The sequence below is a fragment of the Paenibacillus assamensis DSM 18201 genome (genome assembly GCF_000422445.1).
GTDB lineage: Bacteria > Bacillota > Bacilli > Paenibacillales > Paenibacillaceae > Paenibacillus_B > Paenibacillus_B assamensis.
In genome coordinates this window covers 125,292-144,147 of record NZ_AULU01000013.1, presented here as the reverse complement: position 1 = coordinate 144,147, position 18,856 = coordinate 125,292, and the positions used below count along the sequence as shown (strand labels likewise).

At 44.1% G+C, this 18,856-nt stretch carries 16 protein-coding genes and 1 pseudogene; 4 read left to right on the top strand and 13 right to left on the bottom strand.

From position 1 onward, the window contains the following. Positions 1-315 precede the first annotated feature (315 nt). Positions 316-1,347, top strand: a pseudogene (locus tag H580_RS23880) (Gldg family protein); the annotation flags it as partial. Between the two features lie 122 nt (positions 1,348-1,469). Here the strand turns inward: H580_RS23880 and H580_RS0109845 are convergent. Continuing rightward, complete coding sequence (locus tag H580_RS0109845; protein WP_028594630.1) at positions 1,470-1,946, bottom strand: SRPBCC family protein; 477 nt, start codon at positions 1,944-1,946, stop codon at positions 1,470-1,472. A gap of 207 nt (positions 1,947-2,153) precedes the next feature. On the opposite strand from H580_RS0109845, the gene H580_RS0109840 reads away from it, so the two are divergent. Next, on the top strand, positions 2,154-2,540 hold the full coding sequence (locus tag H580_RS0109840; protein WP_028594629.1) for a tautomerase family protein: 387 nt from the start codon (positions 2,154-2,156) through the stop codon (positions 2,538-2,540). 221 nt (positions 2,541-2,761) lie between these two features. On the opposite strand, the gene glpX is transcribed toward H580_RS0109840, so the two are convergent. The 7 genes from glpX to H580_RS0109805 form a co-directional block, all read right to left on the bottom strand. Then, positions 2,762-3,748, bottom strand: coding sequence for a class II fructose-bisphosphatase (glpX, locus tag H580_RS0109835; RefSeq protein ID WP_028594628.1), 987 nt, complete (start codon positions 3,746-3,748; stop codon positions 2,762-2,764). 15 nt (positions 3,749-3,763) lie between these two features. Continuing rightward, positions 3,764-4,567: a pyruvate, water dikinase regulatory protein gene (locus tag H580_RS0109830; protein WP_028594627.1), complete on the bottom strand. Its 804-nt coding sequence runs from the start codon at positions 4,565-4,567 to the stop codon at positions 3,764-3,766. Between the two features lie 24 nt (positions 4,568-4,591). Then, entirely contained in the window at positions 4,592-5,248 is a 657-nt protein-coding gene (locus H580_RS23875) for a CBS domain-containing protein (RefSeq protein ID WP_036604995.1), read from the bottom strand. Positions 5,249-5,420: 172 nt separating this feature from the next. Further along, the gene (gene gap, locus H580_RS0109820; RefSeq protein ID WP_028594626.1) at positions 5,421-6,443 is read right to left on the bottom strand and encodes a type I glyceraldehyde-3-phosphate dehydrogenase; all 1,023 of its coding nucleotides are present in this window, start codon (positions 6,441-6,443) and stop codon (positions 5,421-5,423) included. A 229-nt stretch (positions 6,444-6,672) separates the two neighbouring features. Continuing rightward, positions 6,673-8,079, bottom strand: a complete 1,407-nt coding sequence (locus H580_RS23870; protein WP_051217370.1) for an ABC transporter substrate-binding protein — start codon at positions 8,077-8,079, stop codon at positions 6,673-6,675. A gap of 96 nt (positions 8,080-8,175) precedes the next feature. Further along, on the bottom strand, positions 8,176-9,126 hold the full coding sequence (locus H580_RS0109810; protein ID WP_028594625.1) for a hypothetical protein: 951 nt from the start codon (positions 9,124-9,126) through the stop codon (positions 8,176-8,178). Then, entirely contained in the window at positions 9,089-9,682 is a 594-nt protein-coding gene (locus H580_RS0109805; protein ID WP_036604994.1) for an RNA polymerase sigma factor, read from the bottom strand. The genes H580_RS0109810 and H580_RS0109805 overlap by 38 nt, the downstream gene beginning before the upstream one ends. Before the next feature lie 196 nt (positions 9,683-9,878). Here H580_RS0109805 and H580_RS0109800 point away from each other — a divergent pair, with 196 nt between their 5' ends. Then, complete coding sequence (locus H580_RS0109800; protein WP_028594623.1) at positions 9,879-10,772, top strand: GNAT family N-acetyltransferase; 894 nt, start codon at positions 9,879-9,881, stop codon at positions 10,770-10,772. Between the two features lie 113 nt (positions 10,773-10,885). Here the strand turns inward: H580_RS0109800 and H580_RS0109795 are convergent, their stop codons facing one another. The 5 genes from H580_RS0109795 to H580_RS0109775 form a co-directional block, all read right to left on the bottom strand. Beyond that, positions 10,886-11,830, bottom strand: a complete 945-nt coding sequence (locus H580_RS0109795; protein WP_028594622.1) for a metal ABC transporter substrate-binding protein — start codon at positions 11,828-11,830, stop codon at positions 10,886-10,888. Positions 11,831-11,848: 18 nt separating this feature from the next. After that, on the bottom strand, positions 11,849-12,706 hold the full coding sequence (locus H580_RS0109790) for a metal ABC transporter permease (protein WP_028594621.1): 858 nt from the start codon (positions 12,704-12,706) through the stop codon (positions 11,849-11,851). After that, positions 12,706-13,449, bottom strand: a complete 744-nt coding sequence (locus H580_RS0109785; RefSeq protein WP_028594620.1) for a metal ABC transporter ATP-binding protein — start codon at positions 13,447-13,449, stop codon at positions 12,706-12,708. Before H580_RS0109785 ends, H580_RS0109790 begins: the two co-directional genes overlap by 1 nt. 295 nt (positions 13,450-13,744) lie before the next feature. Next, positions 13,745-14,629, bottom strand: coding sequence for an AraC family transcriptional regulator (locus tag H580_RS23865; RefSeq protein ID WP_028594619.1), 885 nt, complete (start codon positions 14,627-14,629; stop codon positions 13,745-13,747). Between the two features lie 498 nt (positions 14,630-15,127). After that, positions 15,128-15,415 carry an alpha/beta-type small acid-soluble spore protein gene (locus H580_RS0109775; protein WP_028594618.1) on the bottom strand — a complete coding sequence of 96 codons (288 nt, stop codon included), beginning with the start codon at positions 15,413-15,415 and terminating at the stop codon, positions 15,128-15,130. Between the two features lie 135 nt (positions 15,416-15,550). Between H580_RS0109775 and H580_RS0109770 the strand changes: the two genes are divergently transcribed. Then, the gene (locus H580_RS0109770; RefSeq protein ID WP_051217381.1) at positions 15,551-18,727 is read left to right on the top strand and encodes a hybrid sensor histidine kinase/response regulator; all 3,177 of its coding nucleotides are present in this window, start codon (positions 15,551-15,553) and stop codon (positions 18,725-18,727) included. Positions 18,728-18,856 lie beyond the last annotated feature (129 nt).

Sequence of the window (18,856 nt, the reverse complement as noted above, 5' to 3'; positions counted from 1 at the left end):
TCCCTGTACAACAATATGATTTGTGTTTGTGAGGATTGAACAAGTTAGGACTTGCGATGGTTTATAATCGCCACATTTCGATCTCACCGAATTGTTTACGAATTGGGGGCTCTATTAATGAAGCATGTAAGGGCAGTTACCGCCTTAATGATTTGCCTGAGCTTATTTTCTGCCTGCTCATACGGAACGGGAACGACTACGAAAACGGGGCAAGGAGCGGCTAACACCACTCGCAGCCAAATGAAAGCTGCTTCACATCATGATAAACGCAACAACGTTGATGGAGATCAGCCTCACAACGGTACTATGCGTGCCAATGCAGTCAAAAAAGTGTTATTTGACAATACACACGGTGAAACAGCCGGACAAGCAGACTGGGTCATCGATGGTGGTTTTTCTGATTTTGCTGATGCTCTTAAAGAAGCAGGTTATACCGTGAATGAGCTGAGGAAGTCTGAACCGATAACAATTAAAGATCTTCAAGACTACGATGTATTCGTGCTCCCTGAACCTAATATTCCATTTAAAAAGAGTGAACAAGAAGCACTCCTTCAATATGTACAAGGAGGCGGCGGTCTGTTCTTTATCGCGGATCATTACAATGCCGACCGCAACAAAAATCGCTGGGATGCCTCCGAAGTATTGAATGGTTACCGTCGTGGTGCTTATGGTAATCCTACAAAAGGAATGGGACAAGAAGAAAGTCAATCTGCAAAGATGGCTGGCGTTACAAGTGAGGACTGGCTAGGCAAAAACTTTGGGGTGCGCTTCCGCTTTAACGCTCTAGGCGATATAGTGACCAATCAGATCGCATTGTCTGAGCAAACATTTGAAGTAACGAAGGATATATCTAAAGTTTCGATGCACGCTGGCAGCACATTAGCCATATTAGATCCGAAAAAGGTAAAAGGGATCGTATATATCGTTCCAAAATGGCGTTTTGCGGTAGATCAAGGCGTTTATGAAGGCGGGGAAGCTGAAGGTCCTTATGCTGCCATTACTAAGCTAGGTGCAGGGAAAGCGGCTTTCATTGGTGACTCCTCTCCAGTTGAAGATGCGACACCTAAATATAAGCATGAAGAGACTGGTGAAACCAAAACAACTCACTCTGGATTCACAGAACGCGGCACAGATAATGGAAAACTACTCGTACAAATCGTAAAATGGTTAGCTGCAAAAGAGTCGTACACCGACTTTACGCAAACCAAAATTCAGCTTGATCAGCCAACCTCATTACTTCCATTCGAACAGCCAGAAAAGTCAACAGAACCCCTCCCTGAACCTTGGGAAAAACCCACTACAGGTTATAAATGGTGGGACAGCGCTACCTTTAAGCCAGGATCTTATAAATAAAGGCAGCTTCAAGACTTACAACAATAGAAATGGAAAGGAGTCTAACCCGTATCTTGGGTAGACTCCTATTTACTATACTCTCACAACTCACACTTCTGGAAATTACGTACTCACCCTTATTTATATTCATTGATCAACTTTATATATTTCTCATACCATATCTTCCACTCATTTGTACGTGATTCAATCACCCTTCCATCTAACAAGGCGTGAATAACATTCAGACATACGTGCCAGCCAGCAAGGTCCTTTGGTGTGTGGTCTGTAATCGTACGAATCGTTTCAAGTAAGACCAATTCACATCCATTGGGTGTTGGATGCAGCTCGAAACGGACACGATCTTCCCCCCAAGTATATTCCAACACAGAATGCGTCTTAAGATCAGTGATCGCAAGCTCCTCGAACGTCCCATCCCCCATATCAAACTTAATAAATCCTCCTGCTCGAAGCTCGTCTACTCGTAACTCGGAGAACCATTGCGCTAATTTTTCATTCTCCGTCAATATAGACCATACTTCCTCAACGGAGTGCTGTAGATGACGCTCGAAACGAGCTAAATGCTCTCCTTCAACTTGTTGCAGAACAGCTAACATAGATATACCTCCTTATATAGCAAGTCTCTATACTGCACCGCCTTATTATGTACGATTTCTATATAAGAACATAGCACCGGAGATTTATGCAGCATGTTAGTCAACTAATCCTTATTTGTATTTACACTTCCACTACTTGTAAAATAGAGTGAATCAAACTTAGAAACACTAGACACAGCCTACCATCGTATCGAGAGGAGAATTGTTGTGGCACAAGTAAAAGTGTACGGATTGCATAGCTTTTTAACACCTGTTCAAGCCCAACTATCTGACATCATCCATTCTTGTATCGTTGATTCATTACAACTGCCCCCTGATAAACGATTCCATCGCTTTTTCCGTATGCAACCCGAAGACTTTATATATCCCTCCGATCGAACGGAAAAGTATACGATCATAGAAATTAGTATGTTCGAAGGGCGTTCCGTTGAAGTAAAGAAAGAACTCATACGTCTGCTATTCGATAGAATCGGCACATTAGGCATAGGGTCAAATGACATTGAAATAACGATTTTTGAAACACAGAAGAGTAGTTGGGGAATAAGAGGATTGCCTGGTGATGAGTTGCAGCTTAACTATAAAGTAAATCTCTAAATGGATGCTGTCGTTTGTATATCGGCACGCAGCGTTATTGAAGGGCCCTGTAATGATGGAGTATGCAAGCCTTTAAAAGTAATAATAGAACAAAGAGGCTGCCCCAACAGCCATGAATAACTGAAAGGTGAGCCTCTTTAAGTTCTGAATCGTCTTCTGAGTAGCTACCCGATTTCGCTTCTTGCAGCTATTATCGGTTGGCTACATCTATGTTTGCTTGCTTATGAACACTGTGCTTTCTGAACAACATCCAGCAAAGGTTTATTCGGGATATAGTGCAGCGATTTAATATGTCGGATTGTACGAGTAGCAGCACGCATGACCATGGAGTGAGTCTCTACGCGATTGCCCGGCAAATAGCGGACTCCCTCTAGAAACTCCCCAGGTGTAATGCCTGTCGCCGCAAAAATAACATCCTCGGTGCCGACCATATCATCCATCGTTAGCACCTTCCGCGGATCATCCATGCCCATCAACTTGCAGCGCTCATAATCCGCAGCATGGGCAGGCATCAAGCGGCCCTGAATCTGACCGCCGAGACACTTGAGTGCAGCAGCCGCAAGCACACCTTCTGGTGCACCGCCTGATCCTACGTACATATCTATGCCTGTTTCAGGGAAGGCAGGTGCCATCGCACCCGCTACATCGCCATCGCTCAACAGTTTGATACGAGCTCCCATACGACGCAGCGTCTGAATCATGTCAGCATGTCGCTCTCGATCAAGAATCATGACGGTTAGTTCTGAAATCGGCTTATTCAAATGCTTTGATGCCTTTTGAAGCGTAACATCGATAGGATCGTCTAATTTTACTTTGTCTACGAGTGCAGGGCCGACAGCCAGCTTCTCCATATAAATATCTGGCGCATGCAGCAAGCAGCCTTTGTTCGCAATGGCGATGACAGATAGCGCATTGTTAAGCCCTTTAGCAACGATCTCGGTGCCTTCCAGAGGATCGACAGCTACATCCACCTCTGGACCATCCATGCTTCCGACCCGCTCACCAATATAGAGCATCGGTGCTTCATCCATTTCCCCTTCGCCAATGACAACGGTTCCTTGGATCGAGACCGAATCAAACATGGCTCGCATTGCTTGTGTCGCTGCATCATCTGCAGCATTTTTGTTGCCTCGACCTGTCCATGGAGCGGAAGCCAATGCTGCCAACTCCGTTACTCGCACAATCTCCAAAGATAATTCGCGCTCCATATCGATGCCCCCATTTTAGTCACGACTCATAATCATGCCTGCGGTTTCTTCAATCGCTTTGCCTGTTACATCAATGACTCGACATTCCAGCTTGTTCATTAACTGCTGGGCATAGTCTAATTCTTCTTGGATTCGGTTCAACTGCGCATATTGCGCGCCTTCAGGCAAACCTAGCCACTTCAAATGCTCGCTGCGAATACGCTGCAGCACAGCTGCATCCATCATCAAACCAACAATCCTGTCGGATGGAATGCGGAATAGTTCCTCCGGCGGCTTTGCTTCTGGTGCGATAGGCAAGTTGGCTACACGCAGCCCTTTATGAGCAAGAATCATACTAAGCGGTGTCTTAGACGTACGTGAAACACCCAGAAGTACGACATCTGCTTCCTCGTAGCCTTTGACATACTTGCCATCATCACAGCGGATAGCAAATTCAATTGCTTCAATACGACGATAATATTCATCGTCAATCTGATACATAAGACCTGGCTGCCGATGAGGGGAATCATGAAACGTATCCACAAAGGCCTGCATCATCGGGCCAAGAATATCGACGGTTCGCACACCTGCACGAACCCCTTCCATTTTCATCGTTTCTCTTAATTCAGGCTGTACCAACGTATAAGCAATAAATCCACCAGCTTCAGCCGCTTCGTCGGCAATACGACGTATATCGTCTTCATGCTTAATTTGACCATACCGAACAATGTTTACTTTTCCATCACCAAACTGCCTTGCCGTCGCCTTCGTCACCGCTTCAGCCGTTTCCCCCGTTGCATCTGAGCAGATGTAGACGACTTGCTTTCGTTGCATTGTCATATGCGAACCCCCATAGTCGTCATATCATTCTGTCCCCGCCATTGACTCCAGCAGATCCGCAAAGATCATTGTCAAATGCTTTCTCGTTAATCTGCCTACCACTTCCGAACGAAGCTCGCCTTTACTGTCTTTAACAGGCTTCACAACAGGAACGCCATCAATATGATGTCGATTCAACGTCCGTGAAGCTTCCAACAAGCTAGCCTCAGGATCTAGCGTAATAATGCTCGCTTGTCGTGTCATCGCTGTCACAATAGGAAGCTGGGCTGCTGTCGTTCCACCAGCAAGGAGGACCTTCAACAAGTCTTTACGTGATACGACTCCTGTAAGTAAATCCTCCTCATCAAGCACGGCAAGACTGCCTACATCCTGCATAAAGATCATAACCGCCGCATCTGAAACGGTCGCCGAGTTGCGCACAACCTGCGGCAAGCTCATCACATCTTTGACCCGCAGATCAAGTACTTGCGCGAATTGCGGCATTTCCCGCTGCAGCTTCTTGCCAGGGAAATAACCGACCTTGGGCTTCGCTTCAACCAAACCGAGCATCGCTAGTATAGCTAAGTCCGACCGTAAAGTCGGTCGCGATACACCAAGCATTTCGGCTAACATTTCCCCTGTAATCGGCGCATTGCGCTGGATTAAGGTCAACAACTCATTTTGTCTCGCTGTTAGTTCGATATAAGCTCCTCCTCCACGCTTTATTTTTCATAGCTAGTCTCTATATAATTTAAATAATTTCATAAATCGTACCATACTTCAATGATTCGTTCATAAATTCATCCATTTATGTAATCTAGGAAGAACCAGATGCCATAAATGGTACATGGGCAAATTGCCTACATACTTACTATTAACCTACAGGGACAGCTGACTTCTCAATAGCATGTGCATAACAGATAAAATCGTACACACGTGAAGCATAGGCCCATTCATTATCGTACCAAGCCATCAGCTTCACCTGATCCCCTCGGCTCATCACGCTCAAGCCGTCTACAATAGCGGATTTATCGTCGCCTATGTAGTCTGACGACACCAAAGGCAGCTCAGTATAGCCGAGTACACTCCCCATTTTCCCTCGCGACTTAATCCGAAAGCTCTCCCTCACCTCATCAGCCGTCGTCTCTCGAGCGAGCTGAACCGTTAGATCGATGAGCGAAACATTTGGTGTAGGCACACGCAGCGAAACACCGTCGATGGCATGAGCGAGATGCGGCAATACTTCCTTCAGTGCCTTCCCTACTCCTGTAGAAGTAGGAATGATAGAGCTCGCACAACCTCTAGCTCTTCTTAAATCTTTATGTGGATTATCTAAATGATTCTGGTCGCTCGTATAAGCGTGCACCGTAGTCATCCAGCCTTGTTTAACGCCATAGTCCGTATCTAATACAGAAAGAACGGGTGCGAGGCAGTTGGTCGTACAGGAAGCTGTCGAAACAAAAGTATGCTGATCTGGATCATAGCTCTCTTCATTAACACCCATTACAATTGTGGCGTCAGCACCTTTGCCTGGGGCAGTAACAAGTACCCGCTTCGCGCCCGCGGCCATATGTTTCTCAGCGCCAGCACGATCGTTGAACTTGCCTGTCGCATCAACGACGAGATCAATACCGTAAGAAGCCCAAGGAAGCTTCTCTGGATTACGCTCCGAAATAACCGGAATGTGGCGCCCATTTACGATCAAACCTTCATCATCTGCATGAACTTCCGCTGCCCATTTACCATGTACCGAATCATACTGCAGCAAATGCGAAAGAGTTGCTGGTGGAGTTGTCGAGTTGATAACTGCTACTTCTAAAGACCCTGATACCATCGTAAGTGCTTTTCTAAGAAACAATCGACCAATTCGGCCCGTACCGCTAACCGCTACACGCATCGAAGATCACTCTTTTCTGTATATTGTACATATAATGTATTATATATTACATCATTAATCAATATATAATCATCATAAATAATTATTTAATGTACATTATTAAGTGAAATATCCGCCCAATATTATGCTTTTACAGTGTAAATTGTATAATGTGACCCTCATTATTGTATACAAAAAGGCCCATATTAGCTGTAAGACGAAGCTAATTGGACCCTTTACAGACCTATCACTATTCCTTATTCCCTTTCTCTCTAGCCTGATCCCACAGTGCTTGCAGCTCTTGCTGCAAAGCTGGCAATACATCATCAACGGACTCACCAGCAACAATCTTATCCAAGGCTGTCTTCATACGCAACTCCACATTTACCTTGAAGTCTTTCGACACACGCTGTTCTTGTATAATCTCCTCGAATCGATCCTGCGCGTTATTTGCCGTAGGGCCTAGCTGTGCCAATGCTTCAATATGTACTCCATCTTTATCTTTCAAGTACGTCACACGAGTAGGTATATCTCCCGCTAACATTTTGGATGTAACCTTTGCTATTTCTGGACTATGAATGAACTTGATAAGCTCCCACGCCTCACGCTTATGCGGTGAGTCTTGATTAATAGCAAACACATCATAAGTGGATACATAAGGAGACTCGTTTGGATAATTAGGGTTAATAGGCATCGTTACGATATTCCATACGAACGGCTTTAACTTCTTATCTGGCCAAGTCCACATATTATCCATCTGGTCGATCATGTAGGTGATATCCATCGTCATTGCTGCCTTGCCATTATAAAATGGATCTTCTGGAGTGGAATAATCAAGTCGCCCGTTCTCTTTCGTGCCCGGCATCCAGATCAACTCACGTTCAATCGCTTTCGCCACAGTTGTGAACAGTTCCCGCCATGCTGGGGTATCAATGACAATCTTCTCCCCGCGTGCATCGAACCATTGCAGATTGGACGTTTGCATCATGATAGATAGGATCTCATAACTATCGCGTTGTCCTGCTGATAATCCATACAGCTTCTCGTTCCCTGAGCCTACCTGATTAAATTTCTCCCCAAGCTCCAACACTTGCTTCCAACTCATCTTGTTCGTAGGCAGCTGGATATTATGCTGCTTAAAGAGATCGACGTTGTAGAACATCACATTGGTGTAGAAGCTTGGTGCCAATCCATAGAGACCACCATCGCCCTTCTCACGCAGCTTAGCGATAAGACCCGGGAGCATATCATCCAAGCTGTAACTCTCTTGTTGAATGATAGGGTCCATATGGTACAGCTTCCCCTGCTCGACTAACTTAGACAGATCGTCCATACTAGTATGAATAATATCCGGACGTTCCTTCTCAATAAATGACACTAGCTTCTGATCGATTTCACTGGGCGTTAATCCGTTACCACCACCATCGTCAAAAATAGATTTCGTACTGACCACTTCGATATCCATATTTGGATATTTAACAGAAAAATAGTTTCCATACTGCTCATGAAAACTTTCCTCATCATAGTACATCACTCGCAGCGTGCCGCTTCCGTCCTCAGCCAGCTCGTCCAATAGCGGCTTTTCCTTCATACAGCCGCTTAACAGAACGATAACCATGCACGCAACAACCCAACTCCACCATTTTCTTCTGCCCAAGTTGCAAACTCCCCTCGATGTCGATGTCTATCGTGCTATCTGGCCCTATCTACTCGTATACGTGTTAGAGCATAAACATTCTCCTCTTAGCTTCAACTATTTCATATATAACTCCGCCATTTTCAATAATTCTTCTTTCGTTGTCTTACCTGAAACCGCATGAATCTCATACACATATTGATATTTAGGATCAGAGTTCTCATCAACCCATGTAAGAGAAGACCCACTCTGCTCAAACTTAATATAAAGGAGCTCTACTCCGTCTACCGTCAATACTTCCTGTTTCATATTGATGTCTTCATCCCAATATGTTGCAGGGATAGAATCACCATCTTTAACGTGTTTTCTAGTCGTAACCTCAATAACCTTGTCTCTGTGCGAGTATGTTGCACTCATATGCATGAGTTGATCAGTGAACGTTAAGGGCATCATGGCATAGTCTTTCTTTGCTTCCTTAGCTTGCTTATGCAACTTATCTGCAATCGCTGCCTCTTCTTTAGGAGTTGGAGGCTTTGATAATACTTCTGGCTGATAGAACACTTCCGCAATTCGAAACGTTAACGTCTCATTCAGGCTCCCAACAATCTGAACCGATTTGTCCTTCATATTTGCTCGAAGATCCGCTACATCGGTAAAAACAAACGGCGTAAACTTCAGGTCCAGCTCTTTATTCGGATTATGAGGGACGACATAGAAGTAGGCCGCTGAACCTTTGGGCAACAGCTCTTGCTTTAACCTCTCACTTGTCCCCGTACGCATACTCTCTTCTTTACTAGGAACTCGAAAATCGGAATCCTTCAACGGTCCGGTCTGATAGACGACTTCACCCTGCTTATTTTTAATAGAATGGTATTCAACCATTGCAACAGCCGTTGATGCTGTCACTAGCAACCCTATTGCAATGAATAAACTTAGTTTTCGTCTCGTCATAAATCGTGCTTTGGGCTGCTGCTCCGCATAGATACGCTTCATTACTTTTTCCGTTACATCGACATCAGGAAGATGTGAATCATGAAAAAGTTTTTTCAAATCTGGATGGTTGTTCAACGTCAACTTCTCCCACTCCCTTCACTTGGGTGTAGTACTTGCGAAATTTCTCAGCTGTACGTCCGTACTTTTTTCGAAGATTCGTACTATTCTGATTCAAAATAAAACTAATCTCCTGATAACTCTTATCCTGAACACAGCGCAAAATTAACAAGTTCCGCTCTTCCATGGATAACTTCGTCATCGCCTTATGTACAAACTCATTAAAGTAGTGGGCTTCAATTTGTTGATCCACCGGTTTATTTTCTTTTTCATCGCGATAAAAGAACGGCAAATACTTCACTAACCTCCGCTTGCGTATCATATCTATACATTGATGGTAAGCAATCTTGTAGATCCAAGCCCCAAATGGGATTTCCTCTTTGTATTTCTCCAAATTGCGGAACGCCTTCAAAAATACCTCTTGCACCATATCTTCGGCTTCCGAATAGTTGCCCAGCATGTGATAACAATATTGAAAAATTGATTTTTGATAACGATGCACGATCTTCTCGAAGCTTTCGATATCACCATTCTGCACATCAGTAATTACCTGACGCAGCTCAGCATCATCCACGCTCTCATCCCCTTTCAATCTGTACAACGAATGAGCTATACCACAATGTGACATTTAATTAGAAAATTTATAATAAATTTTACGCTAGGAATAAAATAAAGAACATGTAGTATCGCAAGTATGACATCGTAGATTTCAATATCGTTTATAAATTGGTACTATTTCTTTAAACATCAATAAGTAAACGAGGTATCCTATGAACGTTATCATCAATGGTGCAGAATATGAATACGTTACACACGTCAAAGCAGATGTTCAGCTTCGATCAAGCTTCTTCCAGCTTGCTAAAGAAACATTTGAGCTTGATTTTGAACCTTGGTATCAGAAGGGCTATTGGGGAGATCGATACATCACGTATACATTGGTTACTAACCATAAGGTTGTCGCCAACGTTTCCGTTAACGTTATCGATACGACATGGCAAGGTCAGAAGCGCCTTTATATTGGAATTGGAACTGTAATGACTGCCAATGAATATCGTCAAAAAGGGTTAAGCGGCTGGTTAATGAACGAAGTACTATGCGAATGGACAGAAAAATGCGATGCGATTTTTTTAATGGCAAACGACAGCGTCGTTGATTTTTATCCTAAGTTCGGATTCGTGAGGGCTGATGAATATCAATATACGATGAACATTCAGCAGTCAAACGCTGCTGCAAAGAAGCTAGATATGACATCAGCACAAGATATTCAACTGCTGCTAAACACGTACAAGTTATCCAATCCTTTTTCTGCTCTCCCTATGGAGAACAATACCGAGCTGCTCATGTTCTGCTGTACAGAATTGTTTCATGAGTTCATCTACTATGTTGAGGAATATGACGCCATCGTCATCGCCGAACATGAAGGTGAGCAGTTGATTTGTTACGATATTTATTCAAGTGGAAATGATGGCCGTGTTGAAGATATTTTAAGTGCAGTTGCTGTGGAACATACGAAGTCGGCTGTGCTTGGCTTTACGCCAAAGCTGACGGAAGGTTGCACAATTGAACCTTTGCATGAAGAAGACACAACACTCTTCGTGCTAGGCAGCAAAGATTATATATTTTCAGGCCATAAGCTTATGATTCCCACCTTAGCTCGAGCATAAAGAAGACATAAAAAAGACCGATCTCGAAGCAAATGCCTCCTGATCGGTCCTTTTGATGGGATAGCTATAACGATAATTCGTCTGCCAACTCCGCTATATTCAGCTAACTTCGCTTATTTCTTCGTCAAGCCCTCATAGATCGTCTTAATGTTCCATTCCATCATCTTGATGTACGTATCGCCATCTTCACCCGGCTTGCCAAGTGAATCGGTAAATACTTTGCCGACGATTGGCGCATCCGTTTCACGCGACACCATTTCCATACTGCGAGGATCGATGCTCGTCTCTACGAATAGAGCTGGGATTTTTCTCTCTCGAATCAAGTCAACAATCGCACTTACTTGATCAGGCGTCCCTTGATTCTCGGAGTTAATTTCCCAAATGTAGCCCGTTTGGAAATCGTATGCTTCACTAAAGTACTTAAACGCACCTTCACTTGTAACGAGCACACGCTGCTCCTTTGGAATCTTGTTATACTGCTTTACCGCATCCTCATGCAGCTTGTTGAGCTTTTCAATATAGTCTTTAGCGTTCTTCTCATACGCCGCCTTGTGCTCAGGATCAACCTTGATCAAAGCATCACGAGCGTTCTCTGCGTATTTGATACCGTTGCGAACATCGAGCCATGCATGCGGGTCTTCTTCGCTTTCTTTTCCTTTTGTCGTCAAATGCTTAGCTGCTACTCCTTCACTAAGACGGAACACAGGCGCATTTTCACCTGACTTGCCCGCTGTTTGCAATAAATTCTCGAACCAAGAGTTGCCCGCTTCCAAATTGAGACCGTTATAGAACACAGCGTCTGCATCCGTTGTTTTTTGTACATCCGCAGGCAATGGATCATATTCATGCGGATTGGAACCGATAGGCGCAAGACTATGTATCTCTACACGATCACCGCCGACATTTTTGACGATGTCATACAGAATCGAATACGTCGTGATGACTTGCAGCTTATCGTTATCCGGCTTTTCCGCTGCTGTCTTATCATTTGTATTACCGCAGGCTGCCAGCATAACCATGGTGAGAAGAAGGACAAATACTAGATTCCACTTTTTCATAACCTATAAACTCCTCTACTATGAAAGTTGAGCCCGCTTTTGGCGTGCCCGTACTGATCTCCACACAATTCCGTGTTTGCGAGAGAACAGAAAAGCTAGCATAAAGAAAGCCGTGGCGACCATAACAATCGTGGCACCAGACGCCAAATTGTAAGTAAAGCTAAAGTACAAGCCGACAATGGAAGATAGCATTCCGAACAATCCAGCCAAGCAAAGCATGACCCACAGCCGATCTGTAAGCAGATACGCCGTTGCCGCAGGCGTGATGAGCATTGCTACAACGAGGATAATGCCTACCGTTTGCAAGGAAGCGACCGTAACGAGCGTCAGCAGCGTCATAAGCAAGTAATGAATAAGCTTATTCGGCAAGCCGTACGCAGCCGCAATCGTTGGATCGAATGAGGTGAGCAACAGCTCTTTGTAAAAAGCATATACCGTAATAAGAACGACAACTCCGATGCCCACCGTTGTCCACATATCAGAGGGACGTACAGCTAGCACATTACCGAACAAAATGTGATACAAATCGGTGCTACTCTTTAACATCGTGACCAGAATGATACCTAGTGCAAAAGCAGACGTGAACAAAATGCCAATCGCCGTATCGTTTTTAATCCGACTATTTTGACTAACAAACCCAATGCCCACAGCCGTCAGGACACCCGTAGCCACCGCACCGATGAAGAAATTAATGCCGAACGCGTAAGAGAGTGCGACTCCAGGCAGTACCGCATGAGAAATGGCATCCCCCATGAGGGACATTCCTCGCAAAATAATAAAGCTGCCAATTACGCCGCAAATGATGCCCACAACTACCGATGTAAACAATGCCTTTTGTAGAAACTCATACTGTTGAACAGCTTGTAAAAAATCGATCATAATGCCACCTCCGCTTCCTGTAGGAATCTAAGTTGATTGGCATACGCTTTGGACATGACCTCTTGATTAAGGACCGCCTCCACATCGCCGTACTTGACGAGTTCCTTGTTCAACAGGAGCAACTGATCGAAGTAGTCTTTCGCTTTGCTCAAGTCATGATGGACGACAACGACCGTCTTCCCTTCCTGCTGCAATTCCTTCAGGATAGTTACAATCGTTTCTTCACTCGATACGTCAATCCCGACAAAAGGCTCGTCTAGCAGCAGCAATTCTGGCTGTTGAACCAATGCACGCGCAAGAAACACACGCTGCTGCTGTCCACCGGACAGCTCCCCGATCTGACGATCTCGGTAGTCTTCGAGTCCAACCTTTCTCAAGCATTCCAGTGCTAGAGCTTTCTCCTTCTTCCTAGGAAATTTGAATAGGCCTAGGCTAGGATAAGTCCCGATCAGGACGGTATCCATCACCGTAATCGGAAACGTCCAATCGATATTGCTGCGCTGTGGAACATAAGCAATTTTCTTTCTCATTTCCTCTGGATCTTTACCGAAGAACCGAACCGATCCTTTATCTTTCGGAAGTAGTCCAAGTAAAGCTTTGACTAACGTGGATTTCCCCGCACCATTCGGACCGATAATCCCCACCATACTGCCTTGCTCGATGGAGAACGATACATCTCGTACAGCTTCATTACCGTGGTAAGAGACATGAAGTTCTTTTACTGTGATAGCCTGTTCCATACCATTTTCTCCTCTCAAAATTTTTAACTGGCATCCGCTCTATACCATAAGTCGAGCACCATCATAACCTGTCTTGCAACGAACTATGTTAATGTGGTTAATGACAAAAGAGTTTGTTTTAGTTAAATAATATGCATAGATTTAAAAATGTTTCCCTTGTACAACAAATTAAACGAAGAGCCACCTTCTGTCAATCCTCTTTTTCCACTTCCTTAGGCTTTTTTGCATACAAAAAAGACACTTGAGCCATTCAGCCCTCGTGTCCGCCATTTAGTAGACAAGCTATATAGACTAGCTATGAAGCTTTACGCTTAACAGGAATCCAAACTTCACATTTGTAGTCAACTTTTTGATCATCAATCCACTCATATTTTTCAATGCAAGGCCCTTCAACTTGCTCGAAGCTAACCGAAGGAAACCATTCTGAGTAGATCCTTCTCCAAACTTCTTTTATACCTGTTCTAGATTGATTGTCCTCCGTCAATTTATCTATACGATCAAATACAGCATAGGTTTGCGCAGAAATGTTCAATACAGAAAAGTCAGTAGGGACTTGAATCCCTTCTGGGACTACTCCACCTACCAAATAACTTCTTCTGCTTTCTTCATCCAAGTCAAAATGATAGCCGTCCAGCAGTGTCTGCAGTGAATTTCCTAACACTTCATTAATTCGATCATGTGTGCCATTGTTCCATACCGCTTCAACAAACATAGGTATTTCCTGATAAGGATCCTGCATAATCCGTTTACTGGTGCCTGCTACGATCATAGCCTGTTCTTCCACGATTCGATAATTCATTTCCATCACTCCCTGAATCTGAATTTGAAAGGAGAGCTTGGGGAAAGTCTTCAGCTTCACATCCGTCTTCTTCGCCTGCGAAGGGGTTACACCGTGCAGCCGCTGAAAGGCTTTCGTAAAAGCTTCCGGACTCTCGTAACCGTACTTAAGCGCGATGTCGATGACTTTGCTGCTTGTTCCTGCGATTTCTTCGGCAGCGATCGTTAATCGGCGATTGCGAATGTATTCGGTCAAGGTAAAGCCAGTTAGGGCGTGGAACATTCTTTGAAAATGGTACTTGGATAATAGCGCCGCCTTCGCAATCTCGTCGATCTCCATTTTGTCCGAAAGATGATCTTCGATATAATCGATCGCTTGCCGAAGCATAAGCAAAGCTTCCACCGTCATCATCTCCTTTCAAAAGTAGTGTAAAGGAAAAAATCGTGCAGTTCCTGTTCGGAGGTGCTTTGATTTGTCCTGAATCTAATTTACAAACAACTCTATTGATCATACTATCAAATAAGTACATAAGCATGTCTTTTTAAATTATGTAATTCATACATTGAGGTGCTAACTATGAGCGAGCAGATCCAAAAATACGAGCATAGAACATCCTCCAATAGACGAGAACATTATTGCCTATCATGCTACTAGTGCAACCTTAGACTGGTCCGATGAACAAGCTGCTGCAGATTATTATTATTTAGTTGGGGAATCAGCGATGTCTGCGGTTCCAAACATGTCTTTGAGAAGAACCGTGCGTACTAGCAAGTTACTCAAGAAATCAAACGCGCCAACTATTAATTAATTTAGCTGATATAAGGGTTACATTCGAGCTTAGAAGCAGAACGTAACCCTATTGTACGAAAACTACCTATGATAACAGCATTTATCGCTTCGCTATGACTGCCGCTGCTTTGCCAACTGCTGCTCCGCGAGACGGATCATTTCACGTACCATCGAGCCGCCAATTTTCCCACCGATTTGTCCTGCCTCTTCTGTCGTTAGCTGGCCATTTGCACCATGCTGCAGCGGTATGCCCAGTTCTTTCGCCACCTCGAATTTCACATCGTCAGGTCGATTCGGATCAACGGCGTAGCCTTCGTTTTTCATTACTTCTGCCTTAAAATCTTGTACCGCCTGCTCGACACCAGGCATTGCATATCTTCGATTCCTTCTTCTTGCCACTATAGTTCACTCCCTGGACGTACCTTTTCCAATAACTTGCCCGACTCTCCCCTATTCATCCCTTGGTGGCACAGGCATATTCTGAAAATGTTTGATCCTAAAGGAATAACACGGATATATAGCGAAATTCTCTGTATGATAAAACAAATAGAAAATAAAACCATCTACAACAATATCGTCGTCCTACTCATTTTTCTATGCATTATGCTCGGTTTACGTTGGGTTTGGTCTGAACTATTTTTCCCTGCTATCGATCACCCTCGTCCTGTTAATGGGGTACTGGATATGCGTGGCTGGGATTTAGAGAAATATGACACGATCCCTTTAGATGGAGAATGGAAGTTCTACCCTGACACCTTTATTTCTTATCAGGACCTATCGTTGACCACAACGAAGCCCCATTCAATCCCAGTACCAGGAGATTGGAGCAGCCTACTGACAAACGAATCAGCGAATTCGTTCGGGTACGGTACTTATCGGCTTCGTATTTTAATCGATCCGTTGGAGGAGCCCATTTCTTTTTGGATGCAGGGCATACAAGCTTCATCTACTGCGGAGATAAATGGTATAGTCGCCGCGCAAGTGGGACAGCCATCCGACCAGGCAAATGAATATGTACCTGAAAGCACCTCCTATACAGCCACTTATTCGGTTAAAGGTGCGGAGGAAATCGAGCTGCTCATTCGCGTAGCTAATTATGATAATCCAAATAACGGTGGGATCGTACGCTCCATTCGGTTTGGATCGCTGGCAGCTCTTGACCATGTACGTTGGTATTCCATTGGATTCCAGCTCGTTTCCTTCATCATTGTCATGCTGCATAGCTTGTATGCAGGTATCATTTATTTGTTCAACAGGCGCGAGCGATTACTGCTGAACTTCGGTTTGTTGACGTTAACCGTAGGAATATCCATTGTCGTTGATCGAGATAATTTGCTTATGTTGTGGGCACCATTTATAAATTATACATGGGCGCTGAAGATTAAGATGATCGCTTATTTATGGCTTTCATTCTTTATTTTAGCGCTGTTCAACTCATTCTTTTTAATTGCACGAAAAAACATGTGGCTACGCATATATACATCGGCTCTTATTGCGTACACCGGGTTTATATGGATATCGAGCGCTTCACTCGTCCATAGCTCAGTAGAATGGGGCATTTATTATGCCTTCTATTTGTTACCGTTAGCTGGTTTTATTTATTTACTTATAGCCAAAATTTCTCCGAAGCAAGATAACGACAAGATTTACTTATTGTTCTCTGCGGCAAGCATACTGTCAGGCGCCATATGGTCGATGATCAATTCAAATATCAATGTTACGGTCGTCTACTACCCAATCGATCTACTTGCAGCACTTACCGGCTTCTCCGCTTACTGGTTTAAACAATATTTCCGTCACACAGAGGAAAATAAAAAGCTGACCGAGCAGCTGCAAAAAGCAGACAAGTTAAAGGACGAATTTCTCGCAAATACATCGCATGAGCTAAGAACACCCTTGCACGGGATTATGAATATCGCTCAGACTGTCGTAACTAAAGAAAAAGCCAACATGAATGAGCGGAGTATTAAAGATATGGAATTGCTGATTACGATTAGTCGGCGCATGTCCTATACACTTAACGACCTCCTCGATGTCGCAAGGCTTCAGGAACATCGTATTGTACTTCAACAGGAGCCATTGCGCATTCAGTCGGTCATTCCCGGTGTTATCGGTATGCTATCTTTTATGACTGAGGGCAAGTCTGTCCAATTAAAGATCGACATTGAGGATTCCGTTCCAAGCGTAATGGCCGATGAGAAAAGGCTCGTACAAATTTTGTACAACCTCATTCATAATGCGCTCAAATTTACAAACGAAGGCACTATCTCTGTTTCTGCTGAAGTTCAAGATGGGCACCTCATCATCCATGTTTCCGATACCGGGATCGGCATGAATAACCAAACACAAGCAAAGGTGTTTCAACGTTATGAACAAGGTGCTGATGGAAAAAATGATGGAAGAGGATTTGGCCTTGGATTAAATATTTGCAAGCAGCTGGTTGAATTGCACGGCAGTACATTGACTGTTCGTTCCGAACTTGGCCAAGGCTCCGTATTCAGCTTTGGTTTGCCGATATCTGTAAATGTTGCGAGCCCATCATCGCTGCATAGTAATCTTCTTCATCAAGTAGTAGTGGAGCCCAATAAAGTAGAATCAAACGGGTTTATGCTGCTGAACCATGCCATTACGGAAATGGCTGCAAATACACTGGTGCCACCGCTATTGAATGACGGCAAACTCAACATTTTGGCCGTCGATGATGATCCGGTTAACTTAAATGTGCTTGTCGGCATCCTCTCCACTGAGCCGTATCACATCACGACTGCACATTCCGCACAAGAGGTGTTGGAATTGCTAGGTACTCAGCAGTGGGATCTGCTTATCGCTGACGTCATGATGCCGCATATGTCAGGTTACGCATTAACACAAAGAGTAAGGGAGCTTTACTCGGTCTCAGAGCTTCCAGTTCTCCTGTTGACTGCACGCAGCCAGCCTGCAGACATTTACACTGGGTTCTTGTCTGGTGCCAATGACTATGTAACCAAGCCTGTAGACGCGCTGGAATTGAAATACCGTATTCGAGCATTGACGATGCTGCGACAGTCCATCCAAGAGCGATTACGGATGGAAGCCGCCTATCTTCAGGCGCAAATTCATCCTCATTTTCTGTTCAATACGTTGAACTCCATTATGGCACTCAGTGATATTGATACAGATAAAATGCGAGATGTAGGCGAAGCATTCGCATCGTATTTACGCATCAGCTTTGACTTTTTAAATACAGGCAAGTTAGTTGATCTTGAATACGAATTAAGACTTATAGAAGCTTATCTGCATATTGAAAAAGCCCGATTTGAAGACAGGTTGTCCATCGTGTGGGAGGTTGAATCGAGAATCAACTTGCAGCTCCCTCCACTCTCGATTCAGCCAATCGTCGAGAATGCCGTTAAGCACGGTGTCCTTAGCCAAGTGAAAGGCGGTACGATTCATATCCGAATAACAAGGCAGGACCATTCCGTCCTTATCGAAATAAAGGATAACGGAAAAGGCATAGAACAAGAGAAAGTTGAATCGCTATTGAACCTAACGATGAAAGGAAAAGGCGGTATTGGCATTACTAATACCAATCGTCGGTTGATTCAAATGTATGGTCAGGGGCTGTCCATTGACAGCAAACTTGGTGAAGGTACAACGGTGTCCTTTGTTATTCCCGATCAACGTGTGAAGCAAGTTGATTGCTGCGGATACCGTCGCAGCCTCGTCCAATAGAACTTTCAGGAGACCCTTAGTATCCATAATCGGTTACAGAATCGACATGATACTAGGGGTATTTCCCCTCCTACCTACGGAGTTGACATTTTATCAGTTGAGTAGTAAAGTGATATCAAGGTTAGCGAA

What these genes read in the sequence shown, in the direction of transcription:
- H580_RS0109785 (WP_028594620.1), bottom strand. Translation starts at nt 13,449, where the DNA reads ATGGAACAGGCTATCACAGTAAAAGAACTTCATGTCTCTTACCACGGT.
- gap (WP_028594626.1), bottom strand. Translation starts at nt 6,443, where the DNA reads ATGCGTGTAGCGGTTAGCGGTACGGGCCGAATTGGTCGATTGTTTCTT.
- H580_RS0109795 (WP_028594622.1), bottom strand. Translation starts at nt 11,830, where the DNA reads ATGAAAAAGTGGAATCTAGTATTTGTCCTTCTTCTCACCATGGTTATG.
- H580_RS0109800 (WP_028594623.1), top strand. Translation starts at nt 9,879, where the DNA reads ATGAACGTTATCATCAATGGTGCAGAATATGAATACGTTACACACGTC.
- H580_RS0109770 (WP_051217381.1), top strand. Translation starts at nt 15,551, where the DNA reads ATGATAAAACAAATAGAAAATAAAACCATCTACAACAATATCGTCGTC.
- glpX (WP_028594628.1), bottom strand. Translation starts at nt 3,748, where the DNA reads ATGGAGCGCGAATTATCTTTGGAGATTGTGCGAGTAACGGAGTTGGCA.
- H580_RS0109830 (WP_028594627.1), bottom strand. Translation starts at nt 4,567, where the DNA reads ATGACAATGCAACGAAAGCAAGTCGTCTACATCTGCTCAGATGCAACG.
- H580_RS0109845 (WP_028594630.1), bottom strand. Translation starts at nt 1,946, where the DNA reads ATGTTAGCTGTTCTGCAACAAGTTGAAGGAGAGCATTTAGCTCGTTTC.